16 protein-coding genes are annotated in these 21,950 nt (G+C 57.7%); all 16 read left to right on the top strand.

All coding sequences use genetic code 11. The features are described from left to right. Positions 1-4: 4 nt before the first annotated feature. The 16 genes from HMPREF9081_RS09525 (at position 5) to HMPREF9081_RS09450 (ending at position 21,934) form a co-directional block, all read left to right on the top strand. Positions 5-1,006, top strand: a complete 1,002-nt coding sequence (locus tag HMPREF9081_RS09525) for an ABC transporter substrate-binding protein (RefSeq protein ID WP_154647314.1) — start codon at positions 5-7, stop codon at positions 1,004-1,006. 38 nt (positions 1,007-1,044) lie between these two features. Further along, a complete protein-coding gene (locus HMPREF9081_RS09520; protein ID WP_006307043.1) occupies positions 1,045-2,940 on the top strand; it encodes a TonB-dependent receptor plug domain-containing protein in 1,896 nt (631 codons plus the stop codon). 85 nt (positions 2,941-3,025) lie between these two features. Next, complete coding sequence (locus HMPREF9081_RS09515) at positions 3,026-4,057, top strand: magnesium chelatase ATPase subunit I (protein ID WP_006307042.1); 1,032 nt, start codon at positions 3,026-3,028, stop codon at positions 4,055-4,057. Positions 4,058-4,079: 22 nt separating this feature from the next. After that, on the top strand, positions 4,080-5,981 hold the full coding sequence (locus HMPREF9081_RS09510) for a VWA domain-containing protein (RefSeq protein WP_006307041.1): 1,902 nt from the start codon (positions 4,080-4,082) through the stop codon (positions 5,979-5,981). Between the two features lie 23 nt (positions 5,982-6,004). Continuing rightward, positions 6,005-7,105 (top strand): adenosylcobinamide amidohydrolase, encoded by a 1,101-nt coding sequence (locus HMPREF9081_RS09505; RefSeq protein WP_006307040.1) that lies wholly within the window; start codon positions 6,005-6,007, stop codon positions 7,103-7,105. Then, positions 7,102-10,785 (top strand): cobaltochelatase subunit CobN, encoded by a 3,684-nt coding sequence (gene cobN / locus HMPREF9081_RS09500; RefSeq protein WP_006307039.1) that lies wholly within the window; start codon positions 7,102-7,104, stop codon positions 10,783-10,785. The genes HMPREF9081_RS09505 and cobN overlap by 4 nt, the downstream gene beginning before the upstream one ends. After that, a complete protein-coding gene (locus HMPREF9081_RS09495; protein WP_006307038.1) occupies positions 10,782-11,768 on the top strand; it encodes an ABC transporter substrate-binding protein in 987 nt (328 codons plus the stop codon). The genes cobN and HMPREF9081_RS09495 overlap by 4 nt, the downstream gene beginning before the upstream one ends. Positions 11,769-11,777: 9 nt before the next feature. Beyond that, positions 11,778-12,590, top strand: a complete 813-nt coding sequence (locus HMPREF9081_RS09490; RefSeq protein WP_006307037.1) for a nucleotide-binding protein — start codon at positions 11,778-11,780, stop codon at positions 12,588-12,590. Beyond that, on the top strand, positions 12,580-13,887 hold the full coding sequence (locus HMPREF9081_RS09485; protein WP_006307036.1) for a nitrogenase component 1: 1,308 nt from the start codon (positions 12,580-12,582) through the stop codon (positions 13,885-13,887). The genes HMPREF9081_RS09490 and HMPREF9081_RS09485 overlap by 11 nt, the downstream gene beginning before the upstream one ends. Continuing rightward, positions 13,880-15,157: a nitrogenase component 1 gene (locus tag HMPREF9081_RS09480; protein WP_006307031.1), complete on the top strand. Its 1,278-nt coding sequence runs from the start codon at positions 13,880-13,882 to the stop codon at positions 15,155-15,157. The genes HMPREF9081_RS09485 and HMPREF9081_RS09480 overlap by 8 nt, the downstream gene beginning before the upstream one ends. 72 nt (positions 15,158-15,229) lie before the next feature. Continuing rightward, entirely contained in the window at positions 15,230-16,177 is a 948-nt protein-coding gene (locus HMPREF9081_RS09475) for an ABC transporter substrate-binding protein (protein WP_245529882.1), read from the top strand. Positions 16,178-16,208: 31 nt separating this feature from the next. Continuing rightward, positions 16,209-17,051 carry an ABC transporter ATP-binding protein gene (locus tag HMPREF9081_RS09470; RefSeq protein WP_040395596.1) on the top strand — a complete coding sequence of 281 codons (843 nt, stop codon included), beginning with the start codon at positions 16,209-16,211 and terminating at the stop codon, positions 17,049-17,051. Further along, positions 17,048-18,085 (top strand): FecCD family ABC transporter permease, encoded by a 1,038-nt coding sequence (locus tag HMPREF9081_RS09465; protein WP_006307016.1) that lies wholly within the window; start codon positions 17,048-17,050, stop codon positions 18,083-18,085. The genes HMPREF9081_RS09470 and HMPREF9081_RS09465 overlap by 4 nt, the downstream gene beginning before the upstream one ends. 1 nt (position 18,086) lies before the next feature. Further along, positions 18,087-18,845, top strand: coding sequence for a TonB family protein (locus tag HMPREF9081_RS09460; RefSeq protein ID WP_006307008.1), 759 nt, complete (start codon positions 18,087-18,089; stop codon positions 18,843-18,845). A 14-nt stretch (positions 18,846-18,859) separates the two neighbouring features. Further along, positions 18,860-20,875 (top strand): TonB-dependent receptor plug domain-containing protein, encoded by a 2,016-nt coding sequence (locus tag HMPREF9081_RS09455; protein WP_006307006.1) that lies wholly within the window; start codon positions 18,860-18,862, stop codon positions 20,873-20,875. A 90-nt stretch (positions 20,876-20,965) separates the two neighbouring features. After that, positions 20,966-21,934: a sugar phosphate isomerase/epimerase family protein gene (locus HMPREF9081_RS09450; RefSeq protein ID WP_006307005.1), complete on the top strand. Its 969-nt coding sequence runs from the start codon at positions 20,966-20,968 to the stop codon at positions 21,932-21,934. Positions 21,935-21,950 lie beyond the last annotated feature (16 nt).

Raw genomic sequence — 21,950 nt, 5'->3', positions numbered from 1 at the left:
TTCTATGGCTGGAGTAAAGTATATACCGCAGGTTGTATTGGTTGTTCTTTTGCTCTGTTTGATACAGCTGACCGCCGCCTGCGGCAGTGTCGAAAAGGAGCGTACGGCAGAAGTCGGATACTCTGTTACGGATATTACGGGACGAACAATTCATTTTGATGCTCCTCCGCAGCGTATCGTTACATTGTCTTCGACGCTTGATCAAATAGTTCTCTCCGTCCTTCCACCGGAGCGTATGGTGGCAATCAATGCGAGCATGAAGGAGCATATCAACTCAAACATGGTTGGGATTGCGGATCAGGTCGCGGAAACGATAGAACGCCCCAGCGTGGAATATATCGTTTCTCTGCATCCGGACATCGTCTTGATTGCGGACTGGCAGTATCTTGAGCTTGCCGATCCGCTGCGGGATGCAGGGCTCAAGGTCGTGATCGGGCGCGGCCCGCACAATCTGGCGGAGGTGCGGGATCTCGTTCGCCTCACAACGGATGCGATTGGAGAGTCTCGGCGCGGTGATATCTTACTGCGCAAGATGGATGAAAAACTGGCGGAGATCACAGAGAAGGTGCGGGCGATTCCGGAGAGTGAGCGTAAGACGGTGGTCTTTCTATCGCTTATGCCCTCGTATGGCGGGATTGGGTCCAGTTTTGACGATGCTTGTCACTATGCGGGTGTCATCAACGGTGTCTCTGCCTTTGGACTGCGCAATGGGCAGGAGGTGACGAAGGAGGTCATTCTTGCCATCAATCCTGACATCCTGTTTCTGCCGGATTATCCATGGAAGGGAGAGGAATGGCTGGCGGCTTATATTCGGAGCTACACGGAGGATCCGGCGCTTCGGCCGCTCAAAGCACTCCAAAACCGGCATCTCGTCACGCCGCGCTCGTCATTCCTCTACAACTGCTCACAGGATTTTGTCTATGGCGTGCAGGAGATTGCTTACCGTGTCTATGGAGATGATTTTTACCTGTCGGATGATGCCCACATATCGGCAGTTGATGAATAAATATTGTTGGTGTATCTGGATTTTAGGAGGAAAATGGAATGCGAAGCTATCTTTCAAAGAAGATTGTCATGCAGGTGACGATGGCACTCACTCTTGGATTTGTATCCACGGGAGGGGGACATGCTCTTGCTGCAGATGCGGAGTCATCTGCACGTGAGCGTATGCTGGACGAAACGGTTGTCACTGCAACGAGGACACCCAATAAGGAGCTGAAGACGGATGCAAACGTCACAGTGATTACGGGCAAGGACATCGAGCGCCGTCACTATACGGATCTCAAGCAGGCACTGCGCGATGTGCCCGGTGTTGTCGTCAACCAGTATGCACAGGCGGGATACAACAACAGCGATGCGGTCTACATCAACGGTTCCGATGATGTCGTTGTGCTTGTCGATGGTGTGCGCCAGAACTATGCAGGCGGCAAGGCGGGTTCAATTGTCTCCGCGATGAAGGACATCGGCGGCATTGACCGTATCGAGGTGCTGCACGGGTCGGCATCGACCCTCTACGGCTCGGATGCCAAGGGCGGCGTTATCAACATCATCACGAAGAAGGCACAGGGGATGAAGACGACGATCGGCATCGGCTACGGCAGCTACAGCCGTCAGCAGTACAGCATCACCAATGCCGGCGGTGCGGATGGATGGGATTGGCGCATCAAATACCAGAAGGATAAGAGCGGTGACTTCAAGGACGCACACGGCGATACAACGCCGTCGAAGCTCGATGCAAACTCCGTCGGCGTGCATCTTGGCAAGCAGCTGAGCAAGGCATCCTATCTAGCCTTTAATGTTCGTTCCTATAAGGATTCGGACCGCTATCAGGCACTCTATGAAAAGCGGATGGGACAGGCGCCGAAGGATGGGGAGTATGATCGTGTCGACGGCAATCTCATCTGGAATGTGCAGATCGATGATACGACAAAGAATCAGATGTCCATCGCGCGCAGTAAATATGACTATATGGTTGGCGGATATGGACTTACCGTTTGGACAACGAAATTCAGCAATCAGCTTGACAAGAAACTGGGCGATCATCTGCTGACGGCGGGATTCGACTATACAAAGGATGAGACGGATGGAACGCAGCTGACAAATCGCGGACTGTTCAATCGGTCTTTCTATGTGCAGGATCAGTGGAGTATCTTGCCGGAACTGAAGCTGACAGCAGGGATTCGTCATGACAATAACTCATCGTTTGGCAGCCACAACAGTCCGAGCGTCAGCCTTGGCTATGATATCGATCCCGCGACGCACGTCTATGCGTCATACAGCGCATACTTCCTGACACCGAGCCCAAGCAATCTGTACAGCACCCGTTATGGAAATCCGAATCTAAAGCCCGAATCCGGCAACACGAAGGAGATCGGCATTGCACGTGATTTCGGAAGGGGACTCAGCCTCACGGCGAGCTACTTCAAGCGGCACTCTAAGGATCGTATCGGATACAGCTATATGACTTCACGCTATGCGAATGTCGGCGATGAGGATGCGCATGGCTGGTCGCTGCAGCTCGCGAAGCGTGTCGACTCGCATCTGCGGGCACGTCTCGGCTATACGCGGACCCATGTCGGTGCAACGGCGCAGCGCCAGTTTAACGTAGACGGTTATCTGCCGAAGGATCAGTGGAACATTGGTGTCGATTATGTCAACCGCGCATTCGATGCCTCGCTGCTTGCACGCGGAATCGTCGGTCGCCCGGGGCCGTCCGATGCGATTGGTAAATTCTTCCCAACCGATAACTACTGGGTGGTTGATCTCGCAATGAACTATAAGGTTGCCGAGGAGACGAAGGTCTATCTGAAAGTCAACAATATCTTCAACCAGTTCTACGCCGAGCACTCCAATGCCCGCATCAGTTGGTGGGGGGCTGCCGAACAGTGGTGGACAGCGCCCGGACGTAACTTCATGATCGGTGTGGAGCAGAGCTTCTAACCGATATTTTGTGCAGAGGAAGCAAGGGAGAGCTATGGCGATTTGACTGCCATAGCGCTTTCCTTCCTCATGAAAGGAAATAGGAATGAAAAAGAGGGTGACGTACCCCTTTTCCGCTATTGTTGGGCAGGAGGAGATGAAGACGGCGCTTCTCCTCAGTATTGTGATGCCGTCACTCGGAGGTGTGCTGATCAAGGGGGAGAAGGGGACGGCGAAGTCTACCGCCGTCCGAGCGGCTGCAGCACTCCTGCCGGATTTGCGGGCGGTGACCGGCTGTGCCTGTCACTGTGACCCGTCGCTGCCGGATCTGTACTGTGATGCCTGCCGTGCAAGGCGGGGATTCGGAGAAGAGCTCACGGCAGAGGAAATTCCGATGCGCGTGGTGGAACTGCCCGTTAGTGCGACGGAGGACCGCGTGGTTGGAACGCTCGACATGGAGGCAGCGATCCAGCATGGGCGCAAGGAGTTCGAGCCGGGTATCTTAGCAGCGGCGAACCGCAATATTCTCTACGTGGATGAGATCAACCTGCTGGAGGATCACATTGTCGATATTCTGCTCGACTCTGCGGCGATGGGGGTCAATACCGTCGAGCGCGAGGGGATCTCTTATGCGCATCCGGCGCGTTTTGTTCTCGTCGGGACGATGAATCCGGAGGAGGGGGACATCCGTCCGCAGCTTCTCGATCGTTTTGCGCTTTCCGTGACTGTCGCGGGGGAACGCGAGGCAGAGACGCGCGTCGAGGTTATCCGCCGCCGCATCGCCTACGAACGTGATCCCGATGGCTTTGCGGAAATGTATGCGGCAGAGCAGGATCACCTGCGCACGCAGATTCTTGAGGCGCGTGCACGTGTTCCCCATGTAGAGGTGCCGGATGAAATTCTCGGCTATGCTGCTCAGATCTCGCTGACTCTCGGTGTCGATGGACATCGTGCGGATATTACGCTGATCAAGGCAGGCATTGCTCATGCAGCGCTTGCAGGACGCATGGCGGTGACGGCAGAGGATCTGCAGCGTGTCAGCCGGCTCGTCCTCGCACATCGCATGCGCCGCCGCCCGTTCGAGGAGGGCGCGGTCGACTGGACTGCGGTGGATGCGATCTTGGGAGAAAGCGCATAAAACTTTTTTCGGAGGAAAGATTTTGAATATCCCGCGTTATCCGTTGACTGCCATTGTCGGACAGGAGCATGCACGGCGCGCGCTTTCGATTGCACTTGTCAATCCGCGTGCAGGCGGGCTTTTGATCTCCGGTACACGCGGCACGGCAAAGTCTGTTCTCGTTCGTGCAACTGCACCCTTTACACCGACAGGACAAATTATGGAGCTGCCGCTTGGAGCCTCGGAGGATATGATCTTCGGCACAATCGATATGGAGACGGCACTCCAAAAAGGGGAGCGGCAGCTGCGGCACGGGCTGTTGCATCGTGCACACGATACCATCCTCTATATGGATGAGGTCAATCTCCTGCGGGAGGACATTCTGTCCACTGTGCTGAAATGCGCGGGAGACGGCTTCTTTCACCTTGAGCGGGACGGGCTTTCGTTTACCGAGGATGTTTCCTATACGCCTGTCGGAACGATGGATCCCGCAGAGGGCACGCTCCGCTCTGCACTGCTGGATTCGTTCGGGATGTTTGCAGCGATGGAGGAGATCGAAGACGCTGCGCAGTGCAGGGAGATTGTGGCGCGTGTCCTTGCCTATGAGCGCGACTCGGCAGTATTTCGTGCCTCCTACGCCGCACAGGAGGAGGCATTCGGGACGATGATCTGCCGCGCACGTGACTTGCTGCCGCGTGTGGAGGCACCGTCAGCCATTCTTCGCTTTGCAGCTGCCTGTGCTGCGCGTGCGCACTGTGTCGGCAACCGTGCGGAGCTCTATCTGATTGAGGCGGCACGCGCGATTGCGGCACTGGCGGGCAGATCGTTCGTCATGCCCGAAGATGTGGAGGAGGCTGCGGTATTCGTGCTCGTGCATCGGATGAGCCGCCCGCAGGAGGAGCAGCAGCCGCTGCCGCCTCCGAGTGACGGGAATGCGCCGGAGCAGGATGATCTTCCCAATGAGCTGCAGGAACCCACTCCCCCGCAGAACGATGGAGATGCACAAGCGCCTCAGGAGCATACGCAGGAGAACGAACCACAGGACGGAGCAGATGACCCGCCTCCATCGGAGGAGGATGAGCCGTGTGCGGAGGATGAGGATCGGGTCGCCGCTCCGCTCGAAAATGTTATGGCACGGCTCTCGCTTCTCTCCATGACGATGCGGGCGCAGGGCGGGAAGAGCGGCAGGCGTGACATCATTCAGATTCATACGGCGGACGGGCGTGGTCTGCGTACGGATCTGCCGCGGCGCGGTGCGCGCCTCGATCTTGCGCTCTCCGCTACACTGCGTGCGGCAGCTCCGCACCAGCGCACACGAAGAGGGGGGCAGGCGGTTGTGATCCATCCCGAGGATGTGCGCGTCTGGGTGCGTGCGAAGCGGTCGGCGGCGCACATCCTGTTCCTCGTTGATGCGAGTGGGTCGATGGGCGCACGCGAACGCATGCGGACGGTGAAGGGGGCCATCCTTGCCCTCCTGCGGGAGGCATACCAAAAGCGTGACTGTGTTGGGCTCATTGCCTTTCGGCGGGATCGTGCAGAGACGCTCCTGCCGATGACGCGCAGCGTGGAGCTGGCGGAAAGAGCATTGCGCGACCTGCCGACGGGCGGGCGGACGCCGCTTGCCGAGGGGCTTGCCCATGCACATCGGACACTGCGTGAACTGGAGCGCAAGGGCAGCGAGAAGACGGTGCTTGTCCTCGTCACAGACGGACGCACAAATACCAAAGAGGGAGATGCGGGCGTGCAGCGTGCCCTGCGTGCAGCCGAGGAGATCGCGGAAACCGCGGCACTTACCCTTGTTCTCGATACGGAGCATTCCGTTCCGCGCGTCGGTGTTGCACCGGAACTTGCGCGTCGGATGGCGGCGCAGTATTATACATTGGAACGGCTCTCGGCAGAGGGCGTACTGGAGATTGTCCGCGCATCCCGTGCGGTGCAGTCGTGAGCGGCAGGAGGCACAGAGAGCGCATGGAACTGACCAAACTGACAACGGGAGACGTAGCCTACCGCTATGACAAGAGCATCGCGCTGTTCTTTTCCGGTCCGCGCAAGGTGCTCAGTACCTCGCTGTATAACGGCGGGTATCATGAGGACTTTACGGCGGTGTTCAACCGCGACATGACGCAGGGAGCGGGCATGCCCTGCGAGACGTTTGCGGACACCTATGTGGAGAGCATGCGTATCGTCGCGCAGAGGATCGGGCTGGATCCTGACCGCACGACGGGGATGGGAACTGCCGCACAGATGGAGAATGTCTCCGTGCAGTCGCGCAGCTACAAGGAACTCACGGTGACTGCCCTTGTGACGGGGGGCGTGGAGACGAACGGCGGACGCGTTGGCGACCCGGCATCTTATTACAAGACGGTACCAAAGAAATGTGGGACGATCAACATCATTCTTGTGATCGATGCCGATCTGCCGCCGGGGATTCTCGCGCGCGCCCTTGTTACGTGTACGGAGGCAAAGACGGCGGCGCTACAGGAACTCATGGCGGAGAGCCGATACTCTTGCGGGCTTGCCACGGGCTCGGGCACCGATCAGACCATCGTCGTTGCCAATACGGAGTCGCCGCTCTATTTTGAGGGGGCGGGCAAACACTCCAAGCTCGGCGAGTTGATCGGTCAGGCGGTCATCGCTGCCGTCAAGGAGACGCTGGGAAAGCAGTCGGGGCTGACTCCAGAACATCAGCATAACCTCCTGCGCCGTCTGCGCCGTTTCGGGATTACAGGCGACACGCTCTGGCGTGACTATGAGAGGCGGATGCAGGACGTGCACCTTATCAAACCGCGTTTCCTGCACATTCTCCATGAGATCGGAGCGTGTTCGGGAGTTTTTGCGCTTGGCGTGAGCTATATCCACATCTATGACGAGTTCCTGTGGGGGCTGCTCACGGAGGAGGAAACGCACGCGGCAGGAGCGTATTTTCTCACGGAGATGGCACGCTGCGCCGATGTTCCGCTGCCTGCGGAGCGGCAGGCGGGGGAGGACTATATGCAGGCAATGGCAGTATTTCTGGTGGACGCGGTCTGTGCAAGGGCAGAGAAATTGCCGGCAGGAGGGACGATATGAGGATAGCAGTCTATACGAACATCCTGCGTGTTCGCGTGCTCGCGCGCCGATGCGCCGCCGATATGGCGAAACCCGAGGTGTGCGTATGCTCTGTCAGCGGCATGGACGATTGGAATGCGGTACGCGCGGATGCGGATCTTCATCTCTTCCTTTGGATGGGTACGGGTCTCGACAATGAATTCCTGAAGAAGGCATCGCGCTTCTTACAGAAGCATCGTATTCCGCATCTGATTGTCGTGGACAATGCGGAACATGACAAGGTGACGTACGGCTTTTCGGAGGAGCAGATCCGGACGGCGTGGGCATATTTTCGCTATGACGGCGAGGAGAATATGCGCAATCTTTTTCTCTGGCTCGGCAGGGAGTTCGGGGGGCTTTCCTGCACAGCAGAGCCGCCCGCGCCGCTTGCGTGGAACGGTGTCTACCATCCAAACTGGGCGGGGGATCCCGAGGACATTGCGGGCTATCTCGCGTCCCACTATACGGAGGGGCGTCCGACGGTCGGCGTGATTTTCTACCGCTCGGAATGGATTACGGGAGACTTTACCTATCATGCGGCACTCGTCCGTGCAATCGAGGCGGAGGGGATGAATGCGGTCGCTGTGTTCTCGAATTCCTACCGCGATGAACGCGTGGAGTCGCCGACGCTGATGGCGGCGATCGAGAAATATTTTTGCAGGGATGGGCATCCCTTTGTCGATGTCATCATCAGCACGATGAAGTTCTCCATCAAGGCGGGCGGAACGCGCATCGAGGATCTCTATGCGCTCGGGGTTCCCGTCCTCGAGGCGTACACGGTGCTCGCTCCGAAGGAGGAGTGGGAGAAATCTCCGGCGGGGCTTGACCCCATGGAAGTTTCGATGAGCGTCGCCATGCCGGAGTTTGACGGTGTGATCCATGCCGTACCGATCGCAGCGAAGGTGCGCGACGAGAGCGGAGAGATCAGCTATGCGGCGCTCGATGAGCGCATGGAGCGGATCGCACGTAAGGCGCGGAAGTGGGCGGCACTGCGGCATAAGCCAAACGTGGAGAAAAAGATTGCGATCGTTTTCCATAACTATCCGCCGACGAATTCAAACATCGGCAGTGCGGCGGGACTGGATTCCCCCGAGAGCGTGCTCCGTCTGCTGACGGCGATGCGTGCCGCCGGCTATGTCATGGATGAGATTCCTGAGAGCAGCAAGGCGTTTATGAAGCTGTTGACGGATCACGCGACGAACGACCGCCGCTTCATGAGCGTGGAACAGGCAAAGGCTGCCGACGGGCAGCTGACGGCGGCGCAGTACGGAGCATTCTTCAAGGAACTGCCCGAGAAGGTGCGTGTGCAGCTTGTGCGGGACTGGGGGGAGGCTCCGGGGGACGTGTTCAATTACGACGGTGCGCTCCTCATTCCGGGCACGCTGAATGGAAATATCTTTATCACGGTGCAGCCGCCGCGCGGCTTCGGCGAGGATCCCGGCAAGCTCCTGCACTCGCCCGACGCCGCGCCGACGCATCACTACATTGGTTACTATCATTGGCTGCGCGACATCTGGAAGGCGGACGCGGTGATTCACGTCGGGACGCATGGCTCGCTTGAGTGGCTGCCCGGCAAGGGGACGGGGCTCTCGAATGCCTGCTACCCAGATGTGTCGCTCGGCGACCTGCCGGACATCTATCCCTACTGGATCACGATTGTCGGGGAGGGGTTGCAGGCAAAGCGGCGCGGTGCGGCATGCCTGATTAGTCATCTCTCGCCACCGATGGAGATGGCGGGCGGATTTGAGGAGCTGGCAGAGCTTGAGCAGGCGCTCGATGAATACGTTCATTTTCGTGCGTCACAGCCGGACAATATAGAGGCTGCGCAGATGCTTGTCCGAGAGAAGGCTGCTGCCTGTCACTTCGAGGATGAGATCGAAGAGGGGGCGAACTTCGACGACTATGCTGCAGCGCTTCACAACTATGTGACGGACATCAAGAATATGCAGATCCGCACGGGGTTGCATATCCTCGGGCGCATGCCGGAGGGGGAACAGCTCATCGACTTTTTGTGCGCGCTCGTTCGCATGGAGCACGGCGGGGAGAAGTCGCTTATCCGTCTTATTGCAGAGCAGGCGGGCTATGACTATGAGGATCTGCTCACGCATAGCGAGCGTATGACATCGGACGGCATGACCTACGGCAGAAAGCTGGATGCGGTCGAGACGGAGATGCGTGCGCTGATCTCCTTCCTTGGTGCACATGACTATGCGCCGGAGGCGGTCGAGCGGGCGATGAGGCTCCCTGTTATTGCCGCATCCTCTGCCGAGGAGCGTGCCACATTTGCCCATGCACTGCACGAGATTGTGACGGACATGGTGCCGCGTCTGCGCCGGACAGAGGGAGAGATCACGGAGACGCTGCGGGCACTCACGGGCAGATATATCGAACCGAGCCCTGCGGGGGCACCGACGACAAATGGCGTCGATGTACTGCCGACGGGGCGGAATTTCTACGGGCTCGATCCGCGCTGCATGCCGACGCCCGCAGCATGGGAGTACGGAAAACAGCTGGGCGACGCACTCATCGAGCAGTACATCAGCGATGAGGGGCGCTATCCCGAGGCGGTTGGCATTGTCTTCTGGGCGGGTTCGAATATGCGCAGCCACGGGCAGTGCATCGCAGAGCTCTTCTATCTCATGGGCGTTCGTCCCGTATGGCGGCGTCCGTCACAGCGTGTCTGTGCACTCGATGTCATCCCGATAGCGGAGCTGCGGCGACCGCGCATCGATGTGACGGCGCGCATCAGCGGCCTGTTCCGCGATGCCGTCCCGAACGCCGTACACTGGGTGGACGAGGCGGTGCGTATGGTGCGCGATCTCGATGAGAGCGATGAGGAGAACTATGTGCGCAAGCACGTTCTCGCAGATACCGCATGGCTTGAGGAGCAGGGCGAGGCACGGGAGAATGCGTGGGAGCGCGCCTCCGTCCGTATCTTCGGCGATCCGCCGGGCGTCTATGGTGCTGGTGTTGCTGCTCTGCTTGAGTCAAAGGCGTGGGAGACATTGGATGATCTTGCCGCCGTTTATACGCGCTTTTCGGGGACGGCATACGGCGGCGATGGAATGGCGCGCGGCTATGATCCGGAGGTTTTTCAGCGGCGCATGGCGGGGCTCGACGTTACCGTCAAGAATGAGGATACGCGCGAGACGCATATGTTCAGCTCCGATGACTACAACGCCTACCATGGCGGCATGATTGCGACCGTGCGGGCACTGACGGGCAAGGCACCGCGATCCTACACGGGCGATTCGAGCGATCGGCAGCGCATTGTTCTGCGCAGCGTCGCGGAGGAGGCGGCACGCCTCTTCCGCGGGGAGGCGATGAATCCGAAGTTTATCGAGGGCATGAAGAAACATGGCTATAAAGGCGCATCCGATCTCGCGAACTATCTCGCGCACAGCTACCAGTGGGATGCGACGAGTGCTATAATGAAGGACTGGATGTACGAAGGCTACGCGCGCAAATATGTACTGGATGCGGAGATGCAGGAGTGGATGGAGGATGTCAACCCGTGGGCGCTTCACCGCATGGCGGAGGTCCTGCTTGAGGCACAGCAGCGCGGACTGTGGAACGCATCCGAGGATACGCTTGCCGAACTGCGCAGTCTCTACCTCTCCATCGAGGGCGATCTTGAGGAACGGGCGGAGGGCGCACGATGAGAAGGCATATGCGTGCACTCGCTGCGCTCACGGTGATTTTTGCCGCGCTGTTGATCGGCGGCTGCATAAACTCCTCGGAGCAACAGGCGGGCGGCTATCAAATCACAGACGTGGAGGGCACGGTCGTCACGTTTGAACACAAGCCGCAGCGCATCCTGACGGTCAGCGCGGGGACGGACGAGCTGATGCTCGGCCTTGTGGAGCCGGAGCGCATGGCGGCGATCAATGAATCGCTCGCCGATCGGGAGCATACGAATATCCCGTGGGTGTGCGATCGGATTCCGACGGTCATCCCCCGCAGCCCGTCCGTCGAACAGATTGCCGCACTGCATCCGGATCTCGTCGTCGTGACACCGTGGATGCCGCGCGAGAACATCGATGCCATCCGCGAGCTGAATGTCCCCGTTCTCGTCTGTAAATCTGCTGCGACCATGGAGGATATTCACGATAATATCCGACTCTATGCGGCGGCTGTCGGCGAAGTGGAGCGCGGGGAGAAGCTCATCGGCATGATGGAGGAAAAGCTCGCGGAGATTCGCGCCAAGGTGGAAAAGGTTCCCGAGGAGAAGAAGCATAAGAGCATTGCACTCATCTCCATCATGGTGAACTACGGCGGTGCCGGCTGCACCTTTGACGAGCTCTGCCGCTATACGGATTCGATCAACGCGAAGGCGGCGGCAGGAAACCGCATGGGGCAAGAGATGACGAAGGAGCAGCTCGTCGCGGCGAATCCGGACTATCTCTTTTTCCCAAGCTATGAAGACGGCGCGACGAATGAGGAGAACTACGGACGTCAGTATCTGGAGGATCCCTCACTTGCGCAGATGACCGCCGTGCGGGAGCGGCAGATCGGTCATCCGTGGGCGCGCTATGTCTACAATCTCTCGCAGGACATTGTGTATGGTATTCAGGAGACGGCGTGGATTCTCTACGGTGACGAGTTCAAACAGTCGCGGCATGAGTTCCTCACCGCCGTGGAATAAGGTGATCCTATGAAAAAAATTGCGTTCTACGGCAAGGGCGGCATCGGTAAGTCCACAACAGCCGCAAACGTATCTGCCGCGTTCTCGCGCATGGGGCGGCGCGTCTGCCAGATCGGCTGCGATCCGAAGAATGACTCGACCCGTCTCTTGCTCGGACGTATTGCACCCTCCACGATCCTCGATCTGGAGCGGGAGAAGAAGGGTGCGGCGCTGACGCTCACAGACATCATACATGAGGGCTGGAACGGCATTCGCTGCATTGAGGCCGGCGGACCGGATCCGGGGGTCGGCTGTGCGGGGCGTGGGATTATCGTTGCACTTGAGCGCCTTAAGGAACTTCATGCCTTTGACGATCTGGATGTCGTGCTCTATGATGTCCTCGGCGATGTGGTCTGCGGCGGCTTTGCCGTGCCGATCCGCGAGGGCTATGCCGAGGAGATCTACATCGTCTCCTCAGGTGAGCTCATGTCGCTCTATGCGACAAACAACATTGCAAAGGGGGTGCGTCGCTTTGCCGCGCGCGGCGCGGTAAAGCTCGGCGGCATCATCGGCAACGGGCGTGATGTGCTGAACGAGCGCGAACTTCTCGCGGCGTTTGCCGCACGGCTCGGCACGCAGCTAATCGCCTACATTCCACGCTCCCGTGCCGTGCACGAGGCGGAGATTCACCGGCAGACGCTCATCGCCTATGCGCCGGAGTCGGAACAGGCGCAGCACTATACGGCACTCGCGCAGGAGATCGATACGAATGAGATGCTGACCATACCGACACCGATGGAGTTCGAGGAACTTGAGGATCTGGTGGAGAGCTATGGGGATTGAGGTCAAACGCGTCGGTGTGCGCCGTACAAACTGCAGCTGCAGTATGCCGGGCGTCTGGCGTGCGCTCTCCTTTGTGCGCGGTGCCCTTGTCGTCTTCCACAGCCCGCGTCCATGCGCACACATTGCGCACGGGATGGATGTGAGCAGCTTCCATCGGTTGACGGCGGCGGGAACGTCGGTACGTCTCTCTCCCGTTCCTCTCCTGACGAGCGGGCTTGGGGAGAGCGAGGCGGTCTTTGGCGGGGAGGAGCGCCTGCGGGAGTGCGTTCGCTTTGCCGCACAGAAATATCATCCGCAGGCGGTATTCATTGCAAACTCCTGTGTCAGCGGCGTGATTGGTGACGATACGAAGGCGATTGCGGCGGAGATGGAGGAGGAACTGGGGCTGCCTGTCACGGCGGTATCGGCGCACGGTTTTCTCGACGGTGAATACTATGCGGGGTATCTTGATGCCGCGCGTGCGCTCGTGGATCGTTTTATGCAGCCCGCCGCACGGCGAAGAGAAGGGACGATTGCCCTGCTCGGTGACTGCGGCGGCATGCATGGAGAATATGTAAAAGAATTGCGTCGTCTGCTCTCTCTGCTCGATCTGCGCGTCACGGCACAGTTTCCCTCCTATCTTGCACTCGATGAACTGCAGGCGGTGCCGGAGGCGGAGCTCATCATCCTGCTCGGGCGCCGCATGGACGATGAGAAACAGGCGCAGTTGGTGGAACTCGCCGAGCATATGAAGGAGCGCTTCGGCACGCCGTATCTCGGAGATATCTATGCGGTCGGAGCGGAGGAGACGAAGGTCTGGCTGCGGCGTGTTGGTCAGCTCTGTCACCGTGAGGAGGCGGCAGAGCGCGCCATTGCGGTTGAGGAGGAATCCTTTGCCGGCGCCGTGGAAAAGGCACGCGTTGATCTCGCGAGCCGGCGCTGTGTGCTGGCAATCGGGCGCGATCTTACATGGTTCCAGCCGGAGATCGTTCTGCGTCTTCTGAAACGGGTGGGGGTGGAACTGACCGGTATCATTCTGCTCGACTGCTTTATGCCTGCGCGGTGCGAAGTGATGGAGGAGGAACTGCGCCGCAGAACGGATGTATCTATTTATCATGAGGGGGATGCCGCAGCGGAGAAACTGCTGCACGCGGTAGATTTTGTCCTCACGACGCACGAACTCGTCGATGCGAAGCTGCGCCAGCTCTTTCTCGCGCTACTGCCGTCGGTCGGTTGGTCGATGGAGCGGCGCCTGCTCGATGATATGCGTCAGATCCTGCACAGGCATGAGAGCAGGGGAGGGCTGATCTATGGATGAGTGCGAAAAATCCTTCGATGATGTCTGCATGTGCACGGACACCTGCGCTCTTGCAGGTGCATCGGCGTTCTTCGCAGGGATTCAGGATGCGGTCATTGTCGTCAACGGCCCGCTTTGGTGTTATTTCTTTGCGATGCGTCACATCGAGCATAGCCAAAGCACGATCTCGCATCGTATGATCTGTACGCAGCTCGACAACGACGCGATTGTATTCGGCGCGGAGGAATATCTGCACGATGCACTTGTCCCCTATGTGGAGCAGCCGCCTGCGCTGCTTGCCATCGTCAGCAGCTGTGCGGCAGGGCTGATCGGGGATGATATCGAGGCGATTGCACACGGAGCCGGGATCACCTGTCCGATTGTCGCGCTTGACACGAGCGGATTGGTTGGCAGCTTTGCGGACGGATGGGACAAGGCGGCGCACACTGCACTTTCGGTGCTCCTGCCGGAGCGGCAGGAGCCTCAGGTGAATACGGTCAATCTGATCGGCATGACGAGTGCCTATTACAACGGCGGGAATGATGTGCGCGAGCTCGTGCGTCTGCTCGAGATGGCAGGCTATACAGTGCATGCAGTCTTTGGCAGCGAGATGTTCGCTGCGGAACTTTGCACTCTGTCGCGTGCAGCGCTGAACATTGTGGTGCATGATGAATTGGGGCTTGAGAGCGCTCGCTTGCTGGAGGATATCTGCAGTACGCCCTATATTGCACCTCTGCCGCCGTATGGACGTGCGGGGACGCGGCGCTGGCTGGAAGAAATTGCGCGTGCATTGCCGCCTGTGCGCGGGGATGAAACAGAGGCAGAGATCGCACGTGTGACGTGCGAGGACTTCCTGCGTATCAACGAGTGCAAGAGCCTGTGGGGGGAGCTCCGCTACGATACGGCGCTCATTCGTGCGCCGCGCTCCGTTGCATGGGGGATTGCCCATGCGCTGCGGACGGAGTGGGCAGATGTCTGCCACCTCGCCGTGGCGGCGGAGGCTGAGCGCACGCAGGAAGTCATGAAGATTGCGGACGAGATTCCGGGAGAAACGGATGCCGTGCGGATACAGCAGATCCTCTCTGCGATGGAGGGTGGACTGCTGCTCGGCAGCAGCAATGAGTCGGCGCATATCGATCCGAAGGGGACGCAATACCTTCCTATATCCTATCCCGTACAGGATGCACTGCGTTTGACGGATGTTCCCTTTATGGGACTGCGCGGTGCACGCCATATCGAAGAGCAGCTGTGGAACGGCAATATTTTGCGGCGAAAGATCTCTCTTTCATAGAGGAAGCCGCACAAGCATCGGAAAGGAAGAGAGATGTTGTTAAAGAAAAAGCTCCCTGTGGTTTTTCTCTGTATGCTGTGTGTCTTGCTCACGGCGTGCAGCATGCCAAAGTCGGCTGAGGAGAAGCCTGCGGCATATACGGTTACGGATATTGAGGGGACGGTCGTTGACTTCCCCTCACCGCCAAAGCGCATCGTCACACTCTCGATGAGCACGGATGAAACGATGCTCGGCCTCGTCGAGCCGCAGCGTATGGCGGCGGTCAATACGCTGCTCGATGATCCTGTGAGCTCCAATGTCACAGGACTCGTCAAGGAGATTCCGCAGCGCATCGGAAATCCGACGGTGGAGGAGATCATGGCGCTGCAGCCCGATCTCGTCGTCGTTCCGGACTGGGGTGATCTTACGATGGTGCCCTCCCTGCGAGAGGTGGGACTCAAAGTCATCGTCTGCAAGGGCGCATCGAATCTTGCAGAGATTCGCGAGACGATCGAACTCCTTGCGGCGGCGGCGGGGGTGCCGGAGCGCGGACAAAAACTCCGCGCGATGATGGATGCAAAGCTCGCGGAGATTCAGGAAAAGGTCGCGAAAATTCCACAGACCGAGCGCAAGCGTGTTGTCCTCATCTCGCTCATGTCGGGCTACGGCGGACTCGGCAGTAGCTTTGACGAGGCGTGTCACTATGCGGGCGTGATCAATGGGCGTGCAGAACTCGGCATTCGTGACTTTCAAGTCATGACGAAGGAGCAGCTTGTCCAGATTGATCCCGATATTCTCTTCCTGCCGACGTACAACGATCATGGGAAATACGATGTGGAGAAATTCCGCAGGGAGTATTTGGACGATCCATCCCTGCAGACGATGAAGGCGATCCGGAATGAGGCTTTTGCGGAGCCGTTTGAAGGTTACATCTACAACTGTTCGCAGGATTTCGTTTTCGGTGTGCAGGAGATTGCCTATCGTGTTTACGGCGATGAATTTAAGCAGGGTGAGGATGAACATCTTTCTGCAGTGAAGTAACCGTGTGGAAGGGGGATTTTATTTGAACGAGATGATCCGTGCGGAAAATCTCTATGCAGGGTATAACGGAAAGGTCATCCTCGAGGATGTGTCATTCACCGTGGGGACGGGGGAGATTGTCGGGCTGATCGGACCCAACGGCGCGGGCAAGAGCACACTTCTAAAGACGTTGCGCGGAATACTTCCGATCCTGTCCGGGAGTGCTGTGTTGATGGGGGATGACATCCATGCGCTTGAAGCAAAGGAGTTTGCACGCCGTGTGGCATATCTGCAGCAGCACATGGAGATGACCTTTGCATATACGGCACGAGATATTGTGCTCGCTGGTCGCTACCCCTATCTCTCATGGTGGAGTCAGGAAAAGGCGGATGATCTTGCGATTGCCGATGCCTGTATGGCGTATACAGGTGTATCGGAGCTCGCCGATACGCCGCTACACGCCATGTCGGGCGGGCAGCGTCAGCGCGTCCTGCTCGCAAAGGTGCTCGCCCAACAGACGCCCGTGCTTTTCCTCGACGAACCCGCAACGGGACTCGACATTATCTATCAGGAGGAGATTTTCCGCTTTTGTCGGGACCTTTGTGCGGCGGGCAAAACGGTACTGCTGGTTGCGCATGAACTGAGTCTTGCCGCACGCTTCTGCTCGCGGCTCCTCCTCGTCGGTCATGGAAAACTTCTCGCCGATGGAGCACCGCGCGATGTGCTGACAGATGAGCTCCTGACACGGGCATATGGAGCGCCTGTGCGCGTTGTTGAGAACCCATTGACACATCATGCAGAGGTGTATACGGAGGCGAAGGTGGACGGGGGAGAGAGCGCGCAGCTCCTCAGCGTGATCCTCGGAAGATCGGAGAAAGAGGTGGTGACGGTATGAGTTTTGGACAGCATCGAACACAGCTCTTTCTATGTGCTCTCGTTGGAGCGCTCCTCTTTGCGATCCTCCTGTCTATGAGCTCGGGGCAGTACGATATCCCGATGGAGGCGGTCGTTGCTTCCTTTGCACATGCGGCAGGGCTTCCTATCTTTACGGATGTTGTCGTGACGCCCGAGCAGGAGGCGGTGCTCTGGCATATCCGCCTCCCGCGTACACTTGTCGGCATGATGGTCGGTGCGGGGCTCGGTGTCTCGGGTGCGGTTCTGCAGGGGATCTTCAGCAATCCTCTTGCCGATCCCGGCATCATCGGCGTATCGAGCGGTGCCTCCGTCGGTGCGGTGCTCGCCATCGGCATCGGGGTGACGGCGAGGAGCGTGCTCTCGCTGCCCGCCTTTGCCTTTACGGGGGCAATCCTTGCCGTGGGGCTGACCGTATCGCTGTCGATGCGGCGCGGGCGGATCCCGGTTATGACACTCCTGCTCTCAGGTGTTGTGGTGGGAATGTTCCTCGCGGCGTGCACGGCAGCAATTCTCACGGTGATGAACGAGCAGAAGATGCAGCAGTACCTCTTTTGGACGATCGGCGGACTCGATTATCGGCGCTGGGATCATGTCCTGCTCGGCATAGGTCCGATCGGCGTCGGTGCATCCGTCATGGTGCTCCTCGCGCGGCATCTGAACCTGCTTGCGTTCGGCGAGGTGGAGGCGCGCGCAGCGGGCATGCCCGTGACGGCGTTTCGCCTGCTCTTCCTCGTACTCGCCTCGCTCACGACGGCGGCAGGCGTCTGCATCAGCGGCAACATCGGCTTTGTGGGACTCGTTGTTCCGCATATGGTGCGCCTCCTGATCGGTCCCGACCATCGCCGCCTGCTGCCCGCGAGTCTCTTGGCAGGTGCCGTATTCCTCGTGCTCTGTGATTCGCTCGGGCGCATTTTGCTTCATGGGATGGAGATTCGTGTCGGCATTATGACGGCGTTTATCGGCACGCCCTACTTCCTGTATCTCCTGCGCAGGCATATGAAGATGGTGGCATGACATGGAAGAAAATGTGATGGAACGTGACGGTGAACGCAAAGCTCTTGCAGGCTCTCTGATCCTGCATCTCATACTTTTTCTGATCGCGGCGGCGTGTGGGCTCTTCTCCGTTGCGGAGCCGTCCGGAAAGAGAGCGCCCATCGACGTTGTGCTCTACGATGCGGGCGGCGATACGGGCAGCGCCGCCGGTGATGCTGCTCCGGCCGCCGCTCCTGTGGTGACGATGGATGACATCGTTGTGCAGGATAAAAATATCGTGCAGCAGGAGGAGCAGAAGCCGCAAACAAAACCGCAGCAGAATACACCACGCACGGTACAGAATTCTGTGCATGCGGTGCAGACGGGATCAGCGGGGGAGAGCAGCAGCTCGGGCAGCGGGACAGAGACTTCCTCTGCCGGAACGAGCAGCGGATCAGGAACAGGGAGCGGAACTGAGGGCGGAGATGGAAGCGGAGATGGGAGCCCCGGGATTGGTTCTGTTGCTGCACCGCCGAAAGAACGCGTGGAGGCGAGCCTTCGTTCAGAGGCTGTTCCGGAGTACCCGCAGGAGCTCATTGATGATGATGTGGAGGGGGTGGTTACGATCAAGATCCTTGTGGCGGCGGATGGCTCCGTGGAATCCGTCAGCGTTGAGTCCTCATCGGGCTATCGCGCGATGGACAGAGCGGCGGTCGCCGCGGGGTGGCGCTTTCGCTTTAATCCGGGGGATAACGGACGGAGAGGTGTTTGGACAAAGACGTTTCGTTTCCAGTTGAATTAATTTTATAGAGGAGAATGACAATGAAGATGTGGCGTAAAAATTTCCTTGCAGCAGCAGTTGCGCTTTCGGCGATGACGGGGCATGTCTATGCGGCAGAGACCGCACATACGGGAACAGGAGATGATGAACTGCTGCCCTCGTATTCGCTTGGCGAGGTTGTCGTGACGGCAACGCGCACTCAGAAGCGGGATATCGATGTGCCCGCCGCGACGACCGTTATCACGGCAGATGAGATCAAGAACAGCGGCGCAGCGAATGTTTCGGATGTGCTTGAGAAAGTGGATGGCTTTACTTACAAAGCTTTCGGACCGAACGGCGCATCGATGGGAACGATGACGAATGAACTGAATGTACGCGGCGTGAGAAGTGGTGCACTCGTGCTCATGAACGGCAATCCAATTGCATGGCGCGGCAAGTACAATCTCGATGCAATCCCTGCAAGCAGCATTGAGCGCATTGAGATCGTTAAGGGAAGCGGCTCTGTCCTCTATGGCAGTGAGGCGATAGCCGGTGTTGTCAATATCATCACGAAGAAAAAGACGGAAAACGCTGTTCATGCAGGCTTTGGCAACTATGGACAGCGCAGCTACGGCGTGAGTGTCGGGGATGAAAAATTTGGTTTATACTACAATTATGATAAGTTTGGCCGCAGGGACGGTATCACCTATGCAGATGTAAATCTGCTAAACAGCAGCAAAGTCCCGCAACTCACAGGAGAAACGCGTACGGATATACACAATATAAAAAAGCAAAGTGCAGGATTTACGTATCAAGTGAATCCGCATCTCGACTTTCTTTTGAGTTACTATGAAACGGAGGCAAGGTACGACCGTATATTCTCGGAGGTCACTCTCAGTACCAATGGCATTCGTGTGGGCGAGCCGTATAATTCGCGTAAGTATACGACAAAGCGATATACAACACAGATCAACTATAAGGATCGAGACTGGAAGGGAAGCCTGTATTTCAATACGGGGACGATTGAGTCGATGGGACCAAATCTCATCTCCTCAGTCGGAAGAAGAACACCGAATGGGTGGTACAACACACGCGAAAAGAACACGACATACGGTTTGGACTTACAGCGCACATGGCGTATCGGCAAAAAGTCTACCGCGATTGCGGGGGTCAATCTGGCGCATGAGGTTTATGACGTTCTGCAAACACGAACGACGGCGGCGGCATCACATTATACACGCAATAACTGGGGTGTGTTTGGGCAGTGGGAGCAGAAATTTGACGAGAAAAATACGGGGATCTTCGGTCTACGCGAGACGTGGACGACAGGAGCTGCGCGCGGGCAAAACTATAACAATCTCAGTGCATCGGGGCAGTGGTTGCATAAGCTCAATCGCGACAACAGTCTCTATCTGAACGTCAGTCAGTCCTTTGTCATGCCGACCTTTTCCCAGATGTACCCAAATAATGACCGCCAAAAAGCTGCGCCGAATCTGAAACCGCAAAAGGGTGTCAACTATGAAATCGGCTGGAAGAAAAATCATGGCGGGCACACATGGAAAGCAGCGCTGTTCCATATCGATATCAAGGATAATATTACGGCATCGGTGGAACGCGGAAAAACGGAGTATAAGTATGTCAACGAAGATTTTCGCAATACGGGGATTGAGCTGTCCGACGAGATTCGCGGGACACACGGGCTCTCCTATCGATGGGGCGTGACATGGCAGAACCCTCAGACGAACAACACCGACCGCCCGGGCGGGTGGTATCGTACCTTTGGAAAAGTTCAGCTTACGGGCGGTGTGACCTACCAGAAGGATAAGTGGACATCGTCACTCACGGCAACCTATCTGGCCAGCCGTGTGGTTCTTCCGTCACGAGAGAAGCCAAGCGCGGTAAAGCCATATCTGCTCACTACGTGGAACACAACCTATGCACCCGATGAGAACAGCGAGATCAGCCTGTGCATCGACAACGTGCTTGACCGCGACGATACGACGATGCACAGTGGGGCACGTTATCACAATGCCCCAATCAACTATCTCCTCAGCTACAGCTATAAGTTCTAAGACTTACGCCCTTCTTTACAGCCTGTGAGAATAGTGTTAAAATATTGCAATATAATCTAACACTATCATTTGTTGTAGAACGGGGGGCATATGCTTGCACTGACGAATCTCTCCAATGCGGACTGTGATGTGGAGAATGTGCTGCAAAACAGTGCGGACACTCTTCCGACGCTCCTGCGCGTACATGAGCTGGACGGCATCGAATTCATGCTCTGTGCGCCGTGGGATCGCGTGATGTTTCCACCGACCTATATCAAGGGCGTGCATCTCATGTTCTGGCCGACATGGGTGGATTTTTGGCGCGGCGATCGTGTTGCGCTCATGGAGGAGTTCGGCAGTGAGGAGAATATCCGCAGATATTATGGTTCACTGGATACCGGTGATTGGGTGGCGGCGTGGAAGGAAAATTTGAGGCAGGCGGCGGAATGTCAGCCGCATTATATCATCTTTCATGTCGCACACAATCGGACATCGGAGATGTATGCGCGAAGATTTTCCATGTCGGATGAGTCTGTCATCCGTGCGACGATTGAGCTCGTGAATGAAATTGCGCGTGAAATTCCGCAGGGATGTCGGCTCCTCTTTGAAAATCTTTGGTGGCCGGGGCTGACTTTTCGTGAACCGCATCTTGCCGAAATGCTCCTGGAGCGAATCGACTATGACAATGCAGGTTTTATGCTGGATGTTGGGCATCTGATGAACACGAACTTCGATCTGCGAAGCGAGTCCGACGGTGCTGCATATGTGGCGAAGATCTATCACGCGCTCGGGGCGTTGGGCAAGCGCATCTGCGGGGTTCACCTGCATCAGTCGCTTTCCGGTGCGTATACACGGGAGATGATACATCGGCACATGGGCGAGTTTCATCCCCTCGATTGGCGGGAGACGATGGACTACGTGCGCCATGTCGATCGTCATGAGCCGTTCCGGACAGAGGCAGCGCGCAGGATCGTCGATATGGTTCAGCCGGATTATCTCGTCCACGAGTTCCTGCATCGATCGCGGGCGGACTTGGAGCAGAAATTGCGGACGCAGCGCTTTGCGTTGGGGATTTTGTAAAGAGCTCTTGCCTGTT

Source organism: Centipeda periodontii DSM 2778, from assembly GCF_000213975.1.
In the GTDB taxonomy this organism is placed as follows: Bacteria; Bacillota; Negativicutes; order Selenomonadales; family Selenomonadaceae; genus Centipeda; species Centipeda periodontii.
Note: the sequence above shows the minus strand (reverse complement) of the source record. Positions and strands in the feature narration are given on the sequence as shown.